Raw genomic sequence first — 19,271 nt, 5'->3', positions numbered from 1 at the left:
ATGGTAATGGAGATGAGGAAAGGCAGATATGGAAAGTTTGGCGGGCAGTATGTACCGGAGACGTTGATGATGGCTTTGCTCGAACTGGAGGAAGCGTATGAGGATGCGAAGAAAGATCCACGTTTCCAAAAGGAATTAGACGGTTATTTACGCGATTTCGTTGGACGCGAAAACCCATTGTATTTTGCGGAACGTCTGACAAAAAAGGTCGGTGGTGCAAAAATTTTCTTGAAACGTGAGGATTTGAACCATACGGGTGCTCACAAAATCAACAATTCGCTTGGGCAAGCATTGCTAGCAATCCGCATGGGTAAAAAGAAAATCGTTGCAGAAACGGGGGCGGGTCAGCATGGGGTGGCAACTGCGACTGCGTGTGCGCTCTTTGGCTTGAATTGTGTCGTGTTCATGGGAAAGGAAGATATTCGGCGACAAGCGTTAAATGTCTTTCGAATGGAGTTGCTCGGGGCGAAGGTCGTATCGGTCGATAAAGGAGCAGGAACGTTGAAAGATGCGGTCAATGAAGCACTTCGCTATTGGGTAGCACATGTCGAAGATACGCATTATATATTAGGGTCTGCGCTTGGTCCACATCCGTTTCCTGAAATTGTCCGTGACTTCCAACGAGTGATCGGCGTTGAGACACGAAAGCAAATTGTCGAGAAGGAAGGGCGGTTGCCAGATGCTGTTGTCGCATGCATCGGAGGCGGCAGTAATGCAATTGGCATGTTCCATCCGTTTATTGACGATGAGGAAGTTGCGCTGTACGGAGTGGAAGCTGCAGGAAGCGGTATTACGAGTGGTATGCATGCGGCTGCCATTGCAGATGGAAAGGAAGGCGTACTGCATGGGGCGTATATGTATGTGCTTCAAGACGACGATGGGTTTATCCAGGAAGCGCATTCGATTTCGGCGGGGCTTGACTATCCTGCGGTTGGACCGGAGCATTGTCATTTACATGATATAAGACGCGTAACGTATTCAGCTGTAACGGACGTAGAAGCTTTGGAAGGCTTACAAACATTGGCGAAAACTGAAGGGATTATTCCTGCGCTTGAAAGTGCACATGCGGTACAGTTTGCGATTGGTCTAGCCGAAGGTATGGCTAACGATGAAATTGTCGTCATTTGTTTGTCGGGCAGAGGCGATAAAGATATGCAAACAGTGCGTGAAGCATTAGGGGGTGGAGCAAAATGAAGACGTTAGAAAAGCGGATTCGCACAACTGTGCAACAAGGCAATAAAGCGTTCGTGCCCTATATGATGGCGGGTGATGGTGGATTGACCGTGTTGAATGATCGCCTACTTTTTCTACAAGAAGCGGGTGTGACGGCGATTGAAATCGGCATTCCGTTTTCAGATCCGGTTGCTGATGGCGAGACGATTCAGCAGGCAGGAGAGCGTGCGCTTGCAAATGGGGTCACGTTGCGGAAGGTGTTGGATACACTAGAAATCCGGTCGCACGATGTGCACGTTCCTCTTGTCATCATGACGTATTTGAATCCAATTTTGGCATATGGAATCCGAGAATTTATCGCTCGATGTAGCGAGGTTGGCATTAAAGGATTAATTATTCCGGATTTACCGTTGGAAGAGAACGTTCCGTTTGTGAATGAGTTGAACGAAACGGATATTGCATTGATTCCCCTTGTTTCCCTCACGAGTTCTGTGGATCGGATCGCGAACATCGTTTCACAGGCAGAAGGGTTTGTGTATGCAGTGACCGTAAACGGCATTACGGGTATCCGCAATGCGTACGATGAAACGTTAGTTCAACATTTACAACAATTGAAAGCGTCAAGTCCTGTGCCGGTACTTGCCGGATTTGGCATTTCAACTGCTCGCCAAATTGAAGCATTCGGTGCTTGTACCGATGGCGTCATCGTCGGAAGTGCGATCGTAGAGGCGTTTCATAGAGGCGACGAGCAATTCATAAACGAGCTTGTACAATCCAGTACTTCAATTCGTTCGCTGTCTTGACTGTTTGTAACATAAACGTAATAGTCCGAATTGAAACTTTAGTAGCCTTTGCCACGTACATATAGCAAAGGAGTTGTGCGGCATGAACATGGAGATGATTCGGCATGAAGTGGAAACGACCTATGACAAAGTGAAATCCTTGGCGGGATGGAGTGTTGATAAGAATGTGGTGTTAACAATTACGTCTTATTACGTGACTGCGGGTAGAGAATTCAATGCAATCAATTTCAGCTGTGCACTTGAAGCGTTAAAGTCGAGAGCGGGTTGGTTTTCGCCATTACGTGGGAATCTCTTGCCGATGATGGCGGCATTTTTAGCTCAATCGGGTCCGTCCATAGAAGAAGAGGCAGACCGGTTGATGGAAAAACAACGTGTGTTGAAGCAAGCAGGCTTCCGTAATACAATCCATTCTTACTTAGCCGCCCTACTGATGGACAATGAGCCGTCGACATTTGCGGAAGAAGCTGAACGGGCAAAGCAATTATATGCCGCGATGAAAAAACAGCACTTCTTTCTCACGTCCGATGATGATTATGCGTATGCAATGCTGCTCGGCAAGAAAAAGGAAAGACCCGAATTACATGCACAGGCGATGCGGGACTATTATGATGCACTTCGTGAGAAAGGCTTTAAAGCGGGGAATGAACTGCAATGGTTATCGCAAGTGATGACGTATATGGATATCCAGTTCGATCCGCTTCGCGTGGACAGAGCAAGCACCTTATTTGAAACGCTTCGTAAACAGTTAAAAGCAAAACAGGTTCATTATCCGATGATCGGGTTTCTGACAGTTTTTGAAGTACAAGATGAAAAACTGCAAGAAATTGTTATGCTGGCGAAACAATTGGAGCAGTCGAAGCGTTTCAAATGGAACCGGGAAATGGCGCTATCGGTAGCAATCGGTCATGTGACCCATCAATTGACCGAAGATCCCCAACAAATGAGCATTAGTCTAGCAGCTTCGATCGAAATGATCTTGCAAGCACAACAGGCCGTTATGGCGACGACAGTAGCTGCTGTTGCGGCATCTTCTGCTGCAAGTTCGTCCAACGGATAATTGAAGAAGCACTGTCATTGAACAGGAGGTAGGTCGTTAGTTTGGCTAACGACTTTTCTTCCTGTTTTTAATTGGGAAAAAGGTAAATTAGTGAAAAAATTTTGTTCCAATAAACCTATTAGAAAACGCTTACATATCAACGATTATAATGAGTTTGACACATTGGAAATAAAATAAGATTTTGATATTCTAAAAAAACAGTATTGTCAGCACGATTCTGTTGTAGTATATTAGGTTCAATAACTGTTGATTAAATCTGAAAATTAGTTATTCGCAACTGTGTTTAATTGTAAGGAGGAAGTTCATTGAAAAACCCGGTATTGGAAATAAAAAATCTCCGTACATCATTTAGCATCAAAGGTGATTACTATGCGGCGGTTGACGATGTTTCCATAACAGTTCACGAAAATGAAGTTGTTGCAATTGTAGGGGAATCGGGTTGTGGAAAGAGTGCACTGGCACTTTCAATAATGGGGTTACATAACCTTAAAAATACAAAGCTAGAAGGCGAAGTTAATTTTGGAGGCCGCAATCTCCTGTCGCTCTCCCGTTCTGCTATGGATAAGGTGAGAGGTAAAGACGTCGGGATGATTTTCCAAGACCCGATGACCGCTTTGAATCCGCTTGCAACAATTGGTAGACAGATAGAAGAACCTATGGATTACCATATGAAACTATCTGCTGCAGATAAGAAAAAGCGCACACTTGAACTTCTTCGTCGAGTGGGTATTAAAAACGAACAACGCGTCTATGAGCAATATCCGCATGAATTATCAGGAGGGATGAGACAACGTGTCGTCATCGCCATCGCACTTGCTTGTGACCCTGTATTACTTCTCGCGGATGAGCCGACGACTGCCTTGGACGTTACAATTCAAGCTCAAATTATGGACTTGATGAAAGAGCTCCAGAACCAAATGAAAACAGGCATCATCCTCATTACCCATGACTTAGGAGTCGTTGCGGAAATGGCGGACCGTGTTGTTGTCATGTATGCGGGAGAAGTTGTCGAAATCGCTGATGTAAAGGAACTGTTCTCAAATCCGTTACATCCGTATACACGATCTCTATTAAACTCAATTCCATCCAATTTGGAGTCGAAAGAGAAATTGCATGTCATTGACGGAATTGTTCCATCAATCCAAAACCTAGACCGAACAGGTTGCCGTTTTGCTCCACGGATCGCTTGGATTCCTGAAGAAGCACATGAAGAAAGACCGGAAATGCATGAAGCGAAACCGAATCACTTTGTGAGATGCTCATGTTATAAAACGTTCTACTTTCCGGAGGACAGAGTAGGAGAGAGAGAATATGTCGCTACTGAAAGTGAATGATCTAAAGATTCATTACCCCATTAGAGGCGGTTTTTTCCGACGTGTCGTCGATCACGTAAAAGCGGTCGATGGAATTAGCTTTGAATTGCAACCTGGTGAAACGTACGGCCTAGTAGGAGAGTCGGGCTGTGGAAAAACCACTTCAGGTAGAGCGATTATCGGCTTGAACGAAGTGACAGCTGGTGAAATGCTTTTCGAAGGGAAAGATTTGGCCCAGATGGGACGTTCGGAACGCCGTAAATATACGAAGGATATTCAAATGATCTTCCAAGATCCGTATTCGTCTTTGAATGGTCGGAAGAATATCTTGAGTACGATTGCAGAACCGTTACGAAATTTTGAACGGTTATCGCCAAAAGAAGAGTTGCTACGCGTACAAGAACTAGTGGCACGAGTCGGATTGGCACCTGAGTCCATTTACAAATACCCGCATCAGTTTTCGGGCGGACAACGTCAGCGTATCGGAATTGCACGTGCTTTGGCGTTAAATCCAAAATTAATCATTGCGGATGAGCCCGTTTCAGCATTGGATGTTTCTGTACAAGCTCAAGTATTGAATTTCATGCAAGAAATTCAAGATGAATTTAACTTGACGTACTTATTCATCTCGCATGACTTAGGAATTATCCAACATATGTGTGACCGAATCGGTATTATGTATCGCGGACGTTTCGTTGAAGAAGGGACCGCATCTGATATTTACAACAACCCTCAACATGTGTATACGAAACGACTCATTGCAGCGATTCCGGAGATGAATCCTGAAAAACGTTTTGAAAAGATGCACTTGCGTCAAGCAATCAACCAAGAATACCAAACTGAATATAGCAGTTACTTTGATAATGATGGACGGATGTTCGATTTGAAGAAGATTTCAGATTCACATTCGGTCGCCATGCAGTAAGGGGGATGAAGTGAAATGTTAAAGTTTATATTACGTAGAACATTGCTCATGATCCCGCAACTCATCCTTCTCAGTATTATCATCTTCATGCTGGCGAAAATGATGCCGGGTGATGCGCTTACAGGATCATTCCAAGGAAATCCGGATGTTTCGCAAGAACATTTAGAAAAACTACGTGAAAAAGCGGGGCTAAATGATCCTTGGTACGAACAATATGGAAGATGGCTTGGTAATGCGGTGACGGGTGATTTCGGTATGTCATACGTTCACTCGCAAAAAGTGACGCATTTGCTCGCAGGGAAAGTGGAAAATACGTTGCTGCTTGCTACCTTCACATTAATTGTTACTTATTTAATTGCCATTCCGCTTGGCATAGTGGCAGGTCGTTGGACAGATTCTTGGGCGGATAAAGCAATTGTTACGTATAACTATTTTGCGTTTGCAACGCCACTGTTCGTCTTTGCATTGCTAATGATGTTCTTTTTCAGTTTCGTTTTGGATTGGCTTCCGTACGGAAATAGTGTTGACGTACGATTAGAGGCGGGTACGTGGGATTATTATGTCAGTAAAGCGAAGCATCTAGTGCTACCAGTATTATCCGGTTCAATCTTATTAACTTATAGCACAATTCAATATTTGAGAAATGACATTATCGATCAAAAATTGAAAGATTACGTGAAAACAGCCCGTGCAAAAGGTGTGCCTGAAGGCAAGGTGTATACACGACATATTTTACGTAACTCACTTTTACCGATCGCAGCATTTTTAGGTTTTGAAATTACTGGTTTAATATCTGGATCGGTCTTTATTGAAACGATCTATAGTTACCCTGGACTTGGATATCTTTTCATTCAGTCAATTTCGACGCGTGATTTCACCGTTGTAACAGCACTTGTAATGATTTCGGGAGCTGCTGTTATTATCGGAACGATGCTATCGGATATTATTTTAAGCATTGTCGATCCGCGAATTCGTATTGAATAATGGAAAAGAAGGAAGAGGAGGGGAATGGATATGAAAGATACAGTCGTCTTAGACGAAAAACAACTCATAGCGAGAGAGAAGCTAAATAATCCTTCATTGCTGAAGACGATTTGGCGTGAAATAAAAAATGACAAAATGGCATTAGGTTCATTAATAATATTAACAATTATTGTACTAACTGCTTATATATCACCCTTATTCATTGACCAGTTGCAATTGAAGCGAGTGAATTTCCTAGCTACATGGAAACCGCCTTCCGCAGAACATTGGCTTGGTACGGATGATGGAGGACGGGATGTATTCGGGCAATTGTTGTTAGGTACACGTAACTCATTTACAATCGCGATTTTTGTAACATTAATTTCTGGAGTTTTTGGTCTGACATATGGACTAGTCGCAGGCTATTACGGTGGTAAGATCGATAATATATTGATGCGAATTTTGGAGTTTTTAATGGTTCTACCATCATTAATGTTCATTATTGTTTTCGTAGTAATTGTACCGAATTATACGGTATTTTCATTCATCCTCATTATGGGTGCATTCGCTTGGTTTGGAAAAGCAAGGTTAATCCGTTCCAGGGCATTATCTGAAAGGGAGCTTGACTACATCAATGCTTCCAAGACGTTGGGAACACCGAGTTGGAAAATTATGTTTTTTGAAATGTTTCCAAACTTAAGTTCACTCGTCATTGTCAATATGACACTTACGCTTGCAAACAATATCGGGTTGGAGACGGGCCTTACGTTCTTAGGTTTCGGTTTACCTACTGGTACATCTTCGCTAGGAACGCTTATTGCGTACGCGAGAACTCCAGATGTTGTGCAAAATAAGTGGTGGGTATGGTTACCTGCAGCATTGCTGATTTTAGTAATGATGCTGTGTATAAATTACATCGGGCAAGCGGTGAAACGTGCGTCTGATGCAAGGCAAAGATTAGCCTAAAAAAAAAGGGGAGGTAATACAAATGGCAAAGAAGCAGTTTTTGCTACTTGCAAGTCTCTTACTAGTGCTCAGCGTATTTTTAGCTGCATGTACGGGTAAAGACGAGAAAGACGGTGCTGGAGAAAAAGAGCCAGCAAAACCAGACACAGAAGAAACAGATGGCGGCGATGACGAGCCAGCAGAAGAAAATCCAAACGCAGGTCTAGATTTCCCATTAGAGGTTTCTAACAAAGCCGAAGCAATGGAAGATGGAGAAATGACAGTTGCTATGGTAACTGACACTCCATTCGAAGGAACGCTTAGCCGTGTGTTCTATAAAGGAACATTTGACGCTGAAATCATTAGCTATTTTGACGAAAGTCTTCTAGCGACAGATGGTGACTATTTAATCACTAACGACGGTGCAGCTGAATATGAACTTTCAGAAGATAACAAAACAATTACATTGAAAATTAAAGACGGTGTGAAATGGCACGATGGCGAGCCTGTAAAAGCAAGTGACCTTCTTTACTCTTACCAACTACTTGGTCACCCTGAATACACAGGAACTCGTTATACATTCATGATTGAAAACGTTGAAGGTATGCCTGCATACCATAACGGTGAAACAACAGAAATTTCCGGTATTAAAGTATCCGAAGATGATAAAGAAATCTCCATCACGTATACAGAAGCAACTCCTTCTGTTATGTCCGGTATTTGGGCAGCTCCAACACCAAGACATCACATTGGTGACGTAACAACTGGTGAAGTGACAATGGAAGAAATCGTTACTTCAGATAAAATCCGTGTTAACCCAATCGGTTTCGGTCCTTACAAAGTAGCTAAAATTGTTCCAGGTGAATCTGTTCTTTATGAGCGTTTCGACGACTACTGGAGAGGTAAACCAGCTCTTAAACAATTGGTACTAAAAGTAGTAAACTCTGCAGCAATTCTTGAAGCGTTGAAAAAAGGCGATGTGGATTTAGCTTCAATTCCAGTTGATCAATACGAAAAAGCAAAAGAAATCGGCAATATCGAACTTCTTGCAGATATTGACACTGCTTACACGTACATTGGATTCAAACTTGGTAAGTGGGACGATGAAAAGAAGGAAAGTGTAACAGATCCTAATGCTAAGTTGGCTAACAAACTTGTTCGTCAAGCAATGTGGTATGCAATGGATAACGAAACAGTAGCGAAAGAATTGTACCACGGTCTTCGTTTCCCAGCGACAACGCTAATTATCCCAGTATTCTCTAGTTTCCATGATTCAAGTATTGAAGCGCCAAGCTACGATAAAGAAAAAGCAATCGCTCTTCTTGACGAAGCTGGATATGTGGATGTAGATGGCGATGGTTTCCGTGAAAACGATAAAGGTGAACCATTTGTTCTTAACTTCGCTTCTATGTCAGGTGGAGAAATTGCTGAACCACTTGCACAGTACTACATTCAACAATGGGGCGATGTAGGTATTAAAGTTCAACTTCTTGACGGGCGTCTACATGAGTTCAACTCTTTCTACGATATGGTAGAAGCTGACGATCCGAAAATCGACATTTACCAAGGTGCTTGGGGAACTGGTTCTGACCCAGATCCATCTGGCCTATATGGTAGAACAGCAGCATTCAACTACACGCGTTACACAAGCGAAAAGAACGATGAGCTTCTAAAAGCGGGTACATCATTAGATGCATTCGATGCTGATTTCCGTAAAGATATTTACAAGCAATGGCAAGAATTGATGGTTGAAGAAGTACCGGTTGCTCCAACTCTATACCGTTACTACTTAATGGGTGTTAGCGACCGCGTTGTTAACTACTCAATCCAACCAGGTGCTGAAAACGCACGTCCATGGAAATGGGGCGTATCTAAGTAATTCTTAGATACTCGTATTACAAAACCGTCATCCGGAAAACAGGATGGCGGTTTTATTTTTCTACTATCATATTGAAATATTCTCAAAAATTTGATAGAATTGAACTTATCAATTAGTCATACACCTAACGCTACAAAGGGAATTCAACATGGGGGAATGAAGATGAAAATATACGTATCTGTTGATATGGAAGGCATTACGGGACTGCCAGATTATACGTTCGTTGATTCAAGTCAGCATAATTACGAGCGGGCAAGGCGGATTATGACGGAGGAAGCAAATGCAATTGTGCGTGCGGCGATCGGTGAGGGCGCCAAGAGTGTACTTGTTAATGACAGTCATTCGAAGATGAACAATTTACTAGTAGAGGAATTGCATCCGGATGCTGAGTTAATAACTGGTGGAATGAAAGCGCTTTCGATGGTAGAGGCGATGGAAGCATCATTTGACGGGGCTATTTTTGCTGGATACCATGCCAGAGCTGGTCAACCAGGTGTTATGAGTCACTCTATGATTTTTGGCGTTCGCACGATGTACATAAATGATGTAGAAATAGGGGAACTCGGATTCAATGCGTATGTAGCAGGTCATTTTGGGGTACCTGTCATACTGGTTGCAGGTGATGATTGTGCATGCAAAGAAGCAGAGGCGTTAATCCCGGGCGTTGTTACTGCGGCCGTCAAAGAGTCGATTACGCGATCTGCGGTGAAGACGCTTCATCCTAAAAAGGCGCACGCCTTACTAGAAGCGAAGACAGCAGAAGCAATTGCGAAACGGTCAACAATCCAACCACTTGTCCCTCCAGCCAATCCGACATTGCGCATTGAGTTCACAAACTACGGGCAAGCAGAATGGGCTGCACTTATGCCAGGATGTGAAATTGAACCGGGTACGACGATTGTGAAATTTGAAGCGAAAGATATTTTGGAAGCTTATCGTGCGATGCTCGTCATGATCGAACTGGCTTTACAAACGAAGTTCTGCTAAGGGGGAAGTTGAATGGGGATTTACATCGTTAAGCGATTTGCCATGATGGTCGCTACCATATTTATTATTGCAACGTTGACGTTCTTCCTAATGCACGCGATTCCAGGCTCACCATTTGACGAAGAACGTACATCGAATCCTACGATTCAAGCAAATTTAGAGAAGTTTTATAAGCTGGATGAGCCGGTCATCGTTCAATACGGACATTACTTAAAGTCTGTCGCTACATTTGACTTTGGACCATCCATCAAAAAACCAAATGAAACGGTGAATAGTTTGCTTGCAAGGGGGTTCCCGATTTCTGCTGAACTCGGTTTAATTACGATATTAGTAGCCGTATTGTCAGGGGTCACATTAGGCACATTAGCAGCACTTCGCCATAATGACATTATCGATTATATTGCAATGGCCTTTGCGGTAGTCGGAATTTCTGTTCCGAACTTCGTTTTGGCGACGTTATTAATTCAACAACTTGCTGTCACATGGGAGTTGCTTCCACCTGCCACGTGGAGCAGTCCGTTGCATATGGTGCTTCCAACATTGGCACTTGCCACGGGGCCAACAGCTATTATCGCTCGTCTCACCCGCTCCAGCATGCTAGAAGTGCTAACGCAGGATTATATGAAAATGGCGAGAGCAAAAGGGTTGTCTCCTGCACGAATTGTTATTAGACACGCACTGCGGAACGCATTAATGCCTGTCGTAACGATTATGGGAACGATGCTAGCGGGAATTTTGACAGGAACGTTCGTTATTGAAAAAATCTTTGCAATTCCGGGTATGGGAAAATACTTTGTAGATAGCATTAATAACCGGGATTATCCGGTCATTATGGGGACGACAGTGTTCTATAGTGCTTTTCTTGTGTTCATGCTATTTCTCGTCGATATTGTGTATGGGTTTCTCGACCCTCGCATCAAGTTGCATAAGAAAGAGGGGGAGGCATAATGGTCAATCATCAGCAACCTATGCATGTGCCAGATGAGTGGTTCAAACCGAAGGAAACGGATAAGGAGCAAGCAGAGTCCGTTGTTCGCCCGTCACTATCCTATTGGAAGGATGCATGGCGAAGATTACGGAAGAATAAAATGGCGATGGGTGGTTTAATATTTCTTATTCTATTAACCTTGTTCGCCATTTTTGCACCGATCTTATCCCCACACAATATTGAAACAACGCAATACGCGAACCAAAATCAGCCACCATCAGCAACCCATTGGTTTGGAACCGACGAGAAAGGGTGGGACGTTTTTACAAGAACTTGGTACGGCGCACGCGTATCGCTATTTGTCGGTGTAGCCGCAGCGTTGATTGATTTTTTTATTGGCATCATTTACGGGGGCATTAGTGGCTATAAAGGCGGTCGTACCGATTCGTTGATGATGCGAATCATTGAAATTTTATATGGACTCCCGCATTTGCTAGTGGTCATTTTGTTGATGGTCATTATGGGAGCAAGTTTGACGACGATTATCATCGCTCTCACAATTACCGGTTGGGTAGGGATGGCTAGGATCGTTAGGGGGCAAGTATTGCAAATTAAAAACTATGAATTTGTAACGGCCTCCAAATCATTTGGTGCGAAAACGCCAAGAATCATAAGGAAAAATTTATTGCCGAATACAATGGGGCCGATCATTGTCCAAATGACGTTGACTGTTCCGAGTGCCATCTTTGCAGAGGCATTTTTGAGCTTCCTCGGTCTAGGGATCGCGGCACCGTTTGCCAGCTGGGGTGTAATGGCGAATGATGCGTTGCCGGTCATCTTGTCCGGTCATTGGTGGAGATTGTTCTTCCCAGCGTTTTTCATATCGATGACAATGTTTGCATTTAACGTCCTCGGAGACGGTATGCAAGATGCGCTTGATCCGAAACTGAGGGGGTGATTCATTTGACTGAACAAAAAACAAATAAGCTAGGATCCACTGCAGTGGCGACAAAGCCACCGAAGAGAAAGAAAGTGTTCACTGAAACGATGCTGTCTGTCCAGGATTTATATGTGTCGTTCAAGACATTCGGCGGTGAAGTACAAGCATTACGCGGTGTCTCTTTCGATTTATACAAAGGGGAGACGCTTGCCATCGTCGGTGAATCAGGGTGTGGGAAAAGTGTAACAGCGAACACAATTATGGGGTTACTCCCTCATCCTGCTGGAAGAATAAAGAACGGTAGTGTCATCTTTAAAGGCCGCGATATAACGAAATTGGACAAAGCGGGCATGCGTAAAGTGCAAGGAGTCGACATTTCGATGATCTTCCAAGATCCGATGACTGCATTGAACCCGACACTTCAAATTGGCGAACAGTTAACGGAGGGCTTACGTACACATCAGAAAGTAAGTAAGGAAGAAGCACGAAAGCGGGCAATCGAATTGTTGGATGTTGTCGGCATTCCAAATCCTGAAGAACGGCTGAAGCAATACCCGCATCAGTTTTCAGGTGGTATGCGACAGCGAATTGTCATCGCCATCGCGCTTATCTGTGAACCGGAGTTGCTTATCGCCGATGAGCCGACAACTGCATTGGATGTAACAATCCAAGCGCAAATACTCGAGTTGTTCGAAGAAATACAAAGCCGCACGGGGGTATCGATTATCCTCATAACGCATGATCTTGGGGTAGTCGCAAAAATCGCCGATCGAATTGCTGTCATGTATGCAGGAAAGGTCATTGAAATTGGGGAAAAGCGAGAAGTGTTTTATTCTCCACAACATCCGTATACAAAAGGATTACTCGCTTCCGTACCGAGACTAGATTTAAAAGAAGAGGAATTGCAACCGATTGACGGGACGCCACCAGATTTGTTTGCACCACCGGTTGGTTGTCCGTTTACTGCAAGATGCCCATTCGCGATGGAAGTGTGCGATAAGGTGTATCCACCAACGACTACGCTCTCTGTCACACATCAGGTCGATTGTTGGCTGCAAGATGAACGGGCGAAAAATGTGTTCAGCTAAGGAAACTGTCTAACAGATAAAAAAGGAAATTCACGTGGGATGGAAGTAGTGACTTGAGCGGCTTGCTATAGGAAAGTGATGAGGGAAACCTTGGTCAAAACAACATAAGCCGTTCTGTAGTAAGGGTTCACGCACATTCGTGCTTAACTATTCACAGACAAACAAAGGGGGCTTTTGTAATGAAAAAGTGGTTAACGTTTTTACTGATGGCGATGCTCGCGCTTGTTCTTGCGGCGTGTACTGCCAATAAGGATGCAGGCAAAGAACCAGATGAAAAGACAGATCCTGCACCTGAAACGGAAGAAGGAGAAGGGAATGAAGAAACGGGAAGTGGCGAAAAAATCCTCTATTTGAACAATGGAGAAGAGCCAACGTCATTTGATCCGTCCATTGGGTTTAACGCTGTATCATGGAGCGCGCTGAACAACATTATGGAAGGCTTGACGCGTTTGGATGAGGATCATAAAGCGGTCGAAGCGACAGCAGAAAAAATTGATATCTCAGATGATGGCTTGACGTATACATTTACAATCCGTGAAAACGCAAAATGGTCAAATGGAGATCCAGTCGTAGCGGGAGACTTCGTCTTTGCATGGAAACACATGTTGAATCCTGAAACTGCATCACCTGCAGCTTTCTTGGCATACTTCATCGATGGAGCTGAAGCATACAATACTGGGGAAGGTTCAGCAGATGATATTGCAATTGAGGCGAAAGACGAGAAAACATTCGTTGTAACGTTGACGTCACCGAACGAAGCATTCTTGAACATTATTACAAATCCAAGCTTTTTCCCGATCAATGAAAAAGTGGCAACTGCTGACCCGACTTGGCATACAGAAGCGGCTACATTTGTAGGGAATGGACCGTTCAAATTGTCTGCATGGGATCACGATGTAAGCTTTGAGTTTGAGAAAAACGAACACTATTGGGATGCAGCGGCCGTAAAACTCGATAAAGTCCATTGGGCAATGGTGAATGATTCAACAACCTCTTACCAAATGTACCAATCAAACGAGCTGGATGTATCCGGTGTGCCTTCTGAATTGGCAGATCAGTTGAAAGATAGCGATGAACTCCGTATTGATGATCAAGCAGGTTTATATTTCTACCGCTTCAATACATCGATGGAGCCGTTCCAAAACAAAAAGATCCGTCGTGCATTCGGTCTAGCTGTCGATCGTGATGAAATTGTAAACTTTGTTACGAAAAACGGTGAAAAACCAGCTCGTGGATTTGTCACGTACGGATTTATCGGTCCGGACGGGAAAGAATTCCGTGAATCGGTTGGCGACCTTGTTTCTTACGACCCTGAAGAAGCAAAACGTTTGCTAGAGGAAGGAATGAAAGAAGAAGGCTATACAGAACTTCCTGAAATCACGCTTTCTTATAACACAAGTGAGTCTCACCAAAACATTGCAATTGCGCTACAATCGAAATTTAAAGAAGTATTAGGTGTAGATGCGAAATTGCAAAACGTGGAAGGCGGCGTATTCCTATCTGAGCAAAAGGAATTCAAATACCAAATGTCCCGTTCTTCTTTCTTGCATGACTATGCTGACCCTGTCAACGCACTTGAGAGCTTCATCACGGGTTCATCGATGAACCGTACGACATGGTCAAATCCAGACTACGATAAGCTCATCACTGATATTAAAAACGAAACAGATGAAAACAAACGTTGGGAGCTTTTACAACAAGCAGACAAACTTCTCATGGAAGAAATGCCTGTTTTCCCACTATACTTCTACAACCAGACAACACTTGAAAAGCCGGGCGTATCCGGAATTCTGCGTCACCCTGTTGGCTACGTCGACTTGAAATACGCGGATAAGAATTAATCTTCAGTCGCGGTGTCCGTCATGGCGCCGCGACTTTTCTAATGAAGATGCGAATCGTCAGAATTGTGTTGGTGCTTGTCACCAAAGAAGGAGAGGGTTATGAAAATACGTCCAAAAAGACTTCAAAAAGGAGATATGATTGGAATTGTATCACCAGCCAGTCCATCTGAGGAAGCAAATTTACAACGTTCACTGAAATTTTTGGAACAGCTCGGCTTGCAGTGGAAGTTTGGCAAGCATGTATACGATAAAGATGGGTATTTGGCTGGTACGGATGACGACCGCCGCAAAGACTTGGAAGACATGTTTGCAGACCCAACGATCAAAGGCATTATTTGTGCAAGAGGTGGCTATGGAACGGCCCGCTTCACTGATCAGCTCGATTTACAGCTCATCGCGGAAAACCCGAAAATCTTCTGGGGGTACAGTGACATTACGTTTTTGCATACGGCAATCGGTCTGTACTCGAACATCGTCACGTTCCACGGCCCGATGCTTGCATCTTGCGTTGGTAAAGACACCTTCCATGAACTGTCCGGCAAAATGTTTCAACAGTTATTTGAACCAATGGAGTTACACTACACCGAAGACATTTCTCCATTAACGACAGTGAGCGGAGGGGTTGCGGAAGGCGAACTCGTTGGCGGGAACTTATCGTTACTCGTCAGTACACTTGGCACGAAATTCGAACTTGAAACGTCCGGTAAACTATTACTCATAGAAGATATCGGAGAAGAACCGTATCGGGTAGACGGTCTCTTAAACCAGCTGCGGATGGCGGGCAAACTGGCGGACGTTGCAGGCATTGTGATTGGTGATTTTGCAAACACGGAGCCGAAAAAACAAACTGCACCTGTATCGCTGGATGCGCTATTTGACCACTATCTCGGAGACTTAGGGAAGCCCGTCGTGAAAGGTTTCAAAATCGGTCATTGCGAACCACACTTTGCTGTTCCGTTAGGCGTCCAAGCTCAACTCGATGCGAATCAGAAAACGTTGACCATCTTGCCGGGGGTGGACTAAATGCACATTCATTCTATCGAAACGCTTCCCGTCGCCGTGCCCTTGACAAAACCATTCAAAACAGCACTCCGAACCGTAACAACCGCATACGCCATCTATGTCAAAGTGACAACGGACGACGGCCATACCGGTTGGGGAGAAGCGCCACCAACCCACGTCATCACAGGTGACTCACTTGGCAGCATCACATACGCCATTCAAGAAGTGATCACCCCTCAACTGCTTGGGAAGGATTTGCGGAATCGCGAGGAGATTTTTCGTTTGCTCACTGGTTCTATCGTCCGCAACACCAGTGCGAAAGCCGCCGTTGATATGGCCATTCATGACCTACTCGGTCAACTTGCAGGACTGCCGCTCTATCAACTACTAGGGGGATTCCGCAACGAACTTGAAACAGATTTCACAGTAAGTGTCAATGATCCGGCAGAAATGGCTGATGATGCTGAAAGATACATCAGCAACGGGTTCAATGTCTTGAAAGTAAAAGTAGGTATCGGTGACATTAGCGAAGACATTGCGCGAATCCGTGCCATCAGAGCGCGTATTGGTGATGGTCCTAAAATTAGGTTAGATGCCAACCAAGGGTGGAAACCGAAAGAAGCTGTCTATGCGATTGGTCAGATGGAAGATGCAGGACTGGCGATCGAATTGATCGAACAACCCGTACATGCTGACGATATCGATGGCCTTACATACGTGACAAATCATACGCTGACACCCATTATGGCGGATGAAAGTGTATTTTCTGCCAAAGATGCAAAACGCGTATTGGAACGAAGGGCAGCCGATTTGATTAACATCAAACTCATGAAATCAGGCGGCATCCATGAGGCGTTAAAAATCAATGCACTCGCTGAATCTTTCGGTGTGCAATGTATGGTTGGCAGTATGATTGAAACGAAGCTCGGCATCACAGCAGCAGCCCATTTAGCGGCGAGTCAACCGAACATTACGCGATACGATTTCGATGCGCCGCTTATGCTTGCAAAGGATATTGTGGGTGGTGGCATCATCTATGAAGGACGACGGATCCACTTGCCAGAAAGTGCTGGTCTTGGACTACTGCAGGCGGAAATGGATTGCATCGGGAAGGAGGAAATACAATGACGGAAATGACGGTGAATATGTATGCGTGCGCAGTTTCTGTTGCAACGGTTTGGACATCACCTGAGTCTGTAAGGGAACTGGACGCAGAAGGGGTATCGAACCCTGTTCAATTAAACAAATGGCTCGAAAAGCTCGTCTATGAACAACGGTTGGATTTATGTAATGCCAACCGAGTACAAACACAATTGTTATACGGTGAACCGGTCATTGTTGACGAAATTGTCGGCGAGTGGGCGAAAATCATTGCTGTTTGGCAACCGTCTCAAAAGGATCCACGTGGCTATCCAGGATGGGTACCTGTTGCACAATTAAAAAAAGCGGAACCACTGGAAGCAGCAGGCGGTTTTATCCGTATTGCCGTGCCGAAAGCGCAATTGTGGAGCTTGGATGGGCTGCCTGAACGAATCGTGCCGTTCAACACGATGCTTCCGCTAACGGACGAGCAGGAAGACCATTTTGTCGTGGACACGCCAGATGGAGAAGCGCTTGTTCGGAAAGAAGACATTGTGCGGGCTCCTTCTGTCCATCAATTTCACAAACGTCCAGCTTCAGCAGCTGTGGACGAAGGATTAGCTTATTTGGACTTGCCGTATTTCTGGGGTGGTATGTCACCGTATGGGTATGATTGCTCAGGATTTACGTACAACATGTTGAAAGCTTGCGGCTATTTCATCCCCAGAGATGCGAGTGACCAGGCGGTAAACGGAGAGGAAGTGCCCCTTCATGAGCGAGAACGCTGGGAAAAAGGGGATTTGTTGTTCTTTGCGAACGATGAAGGGAAAGGGAATGTCCGTCACGTCGGGTTTTATTACGGGGACGATTTGCTGTTACATTCACCTTCAACAGGTTACTCCATTGAAGTCGTCCAGTTGGCAGGGTCGAAATTGGAGAAGGAGTTATGCGCAGTTCGCCGGTACGGGACTAGAGAGGGGGCAGATGTATGACAGATGTAATCCTATCCGTCAAAAACTTGAAACGTCATTTCGATATGGGCAAAGGGAAGACGTTGAAGGCAGTTGACGGCATCAGTTTTGATATTTTACGCGGAGAGACATTCGGGCTTGTCGGTGAATCAGGCTGTGGGAAATCGACGGCTGGTCGAACGATTCTTGGCTTATACAATAAAACCGATGGAGAAGTGTTATACGATGGGAAAAGCGTCCATGACATGACGGATAAAGAGCGACAACGGTTTTTGAAAAAGATGCAGATGATTTTCCAAGATCCTTATGCGTCTCTAAATCCACGGTCAACCGTCTATGAAATTATTGCGGAGCCGATGCAAATCCATGGGATGTTCAAGACGCAGAAGGAAATGCGTCAACGTGTCATCGAATTGCTGGAAGATGTCGGGTTGAACCGTGATCATGCGAACCGCTATCCGCATGAGTTTTCCGGTGGGCAGCGTCAACGAATCGGTATTGCCCGTTCACTAGCACTCGATCCTGAATTCATCATTGCGGATGAACCGATTTCCGCGTTGGATGTATCGGTGCAAGCGCAAGTCGTCAAATTGCTACAACGTCTCCAAAAGGAGAAGGGGTTGACGTATTTATTTATCGCGCATGACCTATCGATGGTCAAATACATTTCCAGTCGAATTGGTGTCATGTACTTAGGGCATATGGTGGAGCTGACGACAAGCTCGCAGCTTTATGATAAACCGTTGCATCCTTATACAGAAGCATTGCTTTCTGCTATTCCGATACCAGATCCGGACATCGAGGAATCACGTGAACGGATTTTATTGGAAGGTGAGTTGCCAAGTCCAATTGATCCACCGTCTGGTTGTGTATTCCGGACACGTTGTCCGTATGCAATGTCGATCTGTGCCGACGTCAAGCCGAACTGGTTGGAAAAAGAGGAAGGGCATTTTGTCGCGTGCCATTTACATGATCCAGAAATGATGAAACGGTCAGATGCCGTGAAGGTAGCAGTCGGGTCGTCCTACTAATTAGGGCGGCTTTTTTGATTGGGCAAGATGTTGACAATTCCAAAAGAAGGCTAGGTCTGTACATGCGGTAGCATGGTAATTGCTAGCAATTAGTCCATTCGCGATTCATCAAAACACGCATGGAAGCTTTTTAGAACTATGCTAGATTCTATAACTATTGCCAACCAATTTTTAATATCTTATAATACTTGTGATGAGATTTTCCTCTACTACCTCTTTTGACCTGCATCCCTAGCCAGGTCCCAATCTATCGGACGTCTGTCCAACATTGCATGTTCATGCAAAACACAAAAAAGCTTTTAAAAATGAATAGTACGTTTGCGCAGGAGGCATACTTGTGTCTCT

General features: G+C 44.5%; 17 protein-coding genes. All 17 read left to right on the top strand.

What is annotated here, in order from left to right; translation table 11 throughout:
- Positions 1–1,194, top strand: a complete 1,194-nt coding sequence (trpB, locus tag NRI27_RS10740; protein WP_371390685.1) for a tryptophan synthase subunit beta — start codon at positions 1–3, stop codon at positions 1,192–1,194.
- The gene (gene trpA / locus NRI27_RS10735; RefSeq protein WP_371390684.1) at positions 1,191–1,976 is read left to right on the top strand and encodes a tryptophan synthase subunit alpha; all 786 of its coding nucleotides are present in this window, start codon (positions 1,191–1,193) and stop codon (positions 1,974–1,976) included. Before trpB ends, trpA begins: the two co-directional genes overlap by 4 nt.
- Before the next feature lie 82 nt (positions 1,977–2,058).
- Positions 2,059–3,033 carry a DUF4003 family protein gene (locus NRI27_RS10730; RefSeq protein WP_371390683.1) on the top strand — a complete coding sequence of 325 codons (975 nt, stop codon included), beginning with the start codon at positions 2,059–2,061 and terminating at the stop codon, positions 3,031–3,033.
- 305 nt (positions 3,034–3,338) lie between these two features.
- Entirely contained in the window at positions 3,339–4,367 is a 1,029-nt protein-coding gene (locus NRI27_RS10725; RefSeq protein WP_371390682.1) for an ABC transporter ATP-binding protein, read from the top strand.
- Complete coding sequence (locus NRI27_RS10720; protein WP_317943394.1) at positions 4,345–5,271, top strand: ABC transporter ATP-binding protein; 927 nt, start codon at positions 4,345–4,347, stop codon at positions 5,269–5,271. Before NRI27_RS10725 ends, NRI27_RS10720 begins: the two co-directional genes overlap by 23 nt.
- A 15-nt stretch (positions 5,272–5,286) precedes the next feature.
- On the top strand, positions 5,287–6,255 hold the full coding sequence (gene opp4B / locus NRI27_RS10715) for an oligopeptide ABC transporter permease (RefSeq protein WP_317943395.1): 969 nt from the start codon (positions 5,287–5,289) through the stop codon (positions 6,253–6,255).
- A gap of 30 nt (positions 6,256–6,285) precedes the next feature.
- Positions 6,286–7,200, top strand: coding sequence for an ABC transporter permease (locus NRI27_RS10710; protein WP_317943396.1), 915 nt, complete (start codon positions 6,286–6,288; stop codon positions 7,198–7,200).
- Positions 7,201–7,222: 22 nt separating this feature from the next.
- The gene (gene opp4A / locus NRI27_RS10705; RefSeq protein WP_317943397.1) at positions 7,223–9,058 is read left to right on the top strand and encodes an oligopeptide ABC transporter substrate-binding protein; all 1,836 of its coding nucleotides are present in this window, start codon (positions 7,223–7,225) and stop codon (positions 9,056–9,058) included.
- Between the two features lie 162 nt (positions 9,059–9,220).
- Positions 9,221–10,045 carry a M55 family metallopeptidase gene (locus NRI27_RS10700; protein ID WP_317943399.1) on the top strand — a complete coding sequence of 275 codons (825 nt, stop codon included), beginning with the start codon at positions 9,221–9,223 and terminating at the stop codon, positions 10,043–10,045.
- Positions 10,046–10,057: 12 nt separating this feature from the next.
- Positions 10,058–10,993 carry an ABC transporter permease gene (locus tag NRI27_RS10695; RefSeq protein WP_317943400.1) on the top strand — a complete coding sequence of 312 codons (936 nt, stop codon included), beginning with the start codon at positions 10,058–10,060 and terminating at the stop codon, positions 10,991–10,993.
- Positions 10,993–11,931, top strand: coding sequence for an ABC transporter permease (locus NRI27_RS10690; protein ID WP_317943401.1), 939 nt, complete (start codon positions 10,993–10,995; stop codon positions 11,929–11,931). Before NRI27_RS10695 ends, NRI27_RS10690 begins: the two co-directional genes overlap by 1 nt.
- 89 nt (positions 11,932–12,020) lie before the next feature.
- Positions 12,021–13,001: an ABC transporter ATP-binding protein gene (locus NRI27_RS10685; RefSeq protein ID WP_317943550.1), complete on the top strand. Its 981-nt coding sequence runs from the start codon at positions 12,021–12,023 to the stop codon at positions 12,999–13,001.
- 179 nt (positions 13,002–13,180) lie between these two features.
- Positions 13,181–14,842: a peptide ABC transporter substrate-binding protein gene (locus tag NRI27_RS10680; RefSeq protein WP_371390681.1), complete on the top strand. Its 1,662-nt coding sequence runs from the start codon at positions 13,181–13,183 to the stop codon at positions 14,840–14,842.
- Positions 14,843–14,941: 99 nt separating this feature from the next.
- Positions 14,942–15,865 carry a S66 peptidase family protein gene (locus NRI27_RS10675; protein WP_371390680.1) on the top strand — a complete coding sequence of 308 codons (924 nt, stop codon included), beginning with the start codon at positions 14,942–14,944 and terminating at the stop codon, positions 15,863–15,865.
- Positions 15,866–16,972, top strand: a complete 1,107-nt coding sequence (locus NRI27_RS10670; RefSeq protein WP_371390679.1) for a mandelate racemase/muconate lactonizing enzyme family protein — start codon at positions 15,866–15,868, stop codon at positions 16,970–16,972.
- The gene (locus tag NRI27_RS10665) at positions 16,969–17,916 is read left to right on the top strand and encodes a C40 family peptidase (RefSeq protein ID WP_371390678.1); all 948 of its coding nucleotides are present in this window, start codon (positions 16,969–16,971) and stop codon (positions 17,914–17,916) included. Before NRI27_RS10670 ends, NRI27_RS10665 begins: the two co-directional genes overlap by 4 nt.
- Positions 17,913–18,926, top strand: coding sequence for an ABC transporter ATP-binding protein (locus tag NRI27_RS10660; protein ID WP_371390676.1), 1,014 nt, complete (start codon positions 17,913–17,915; stop codon positions 18,924–18,926). The genes NRI27_RS10665 and NRI27_RS10660 overlap by 4 nt, the downstream gene beginning before the upstream one ends.
- Positions 18,927–19,271: the final 345 nt, after the last annotated feature.

Source organism: Sporosarcina sp. OR05, from assembly GCF_041414805.1.
GTDB classification, from domain to species: domain Bacteria; phylum Bacillota; class Bacilli; order Bacillales_A; family Planococcaceae; genus Sporosarcina; species Sporosarcina saromensis.
The sequence above is the reverse complement of the archived record's forward strand: the minus strand, read 5'-3'. Positions and strand labels throughout refer to the sequence as shown.